The sequence below is a fragment of the Mesorhizobium sp. M7A.F.Ca.US.002.01.1.1 genome (assembly GCF_004022955.1).
GTDB lineage: Bacteria > Pseudomonadota > Alphaproteobacteria > Rhizobiales > Rhizobiaceae > Mesorhizobium > Mesorhizobium ciceri.
In genome coordinates this window covers 1-541 of sequence record NZ_RZQE01001030.1, presented here as the reverse complement: position 1 = coordinate 541, position 541 = coordinate 1, and the positions used below count along the sequence as shown (strand labels likewise).

Sequence of the window (541 nt, the reverse complement as noted above, 5' to 3'; positions counted from 1 at the left end):
CCCAACTCCAGCACATTGCGCCGCGAAAGCCCTTCGCGTGCGGATTGAAATCTGTTCTTTCGGTTTTCCATTGTATTCCCCTCTGTTCGACAGCCGTGTCGAGCCGGCTGTTCTAAAAATCAGACGAGGAACTATGGAACGGGTCCGGACTTTTGTCCACGTGGTCAAATTTGACCGCACCGGATTCTCGAAGTCAGCCGGAGAGACTTGCCGATCAGACCCGTTCCAGCGCGATCGCGATGCCCTGGCCGACGCCGATGCACATGGTAGCAAGCGCATACCGGCCGCCGCGCTCGCGAAGCTCCAGCGCCGCCGTGCCGGATATGCGGGCGCCCGACATGCCCAGGGGATGGCCGAGCGCGATGGCGCCGCCATTCGGGTTGACGTGTTCGGCGTCCTCGGCAATGCCGAGCTGGCGCAGCACGGCGATGCCTTGCGAGGCAAAGGCTTCGTTGAGCTCGATGACGTCGAACTGTTTTGGCGTCAGGCCAAGCCGCGCGCAGAGTTTTTGCGTCGCCGGCACCGGGCCGATGCCCATGAT

The 541-nt window shown here is 62.3% G+C and carries 1 pseudogene; it reads right to left on the bottom strand.

Annotated elements, in window-relative coordinates:
* Positions 1-214: 214 nt before the first annotated feature.
* A pseudogene (locus EN932_RS37540) lies at positions 215-541 on the bottom strand (3-oxoadipyl-CoA thiolase); the annotation flags it as partial.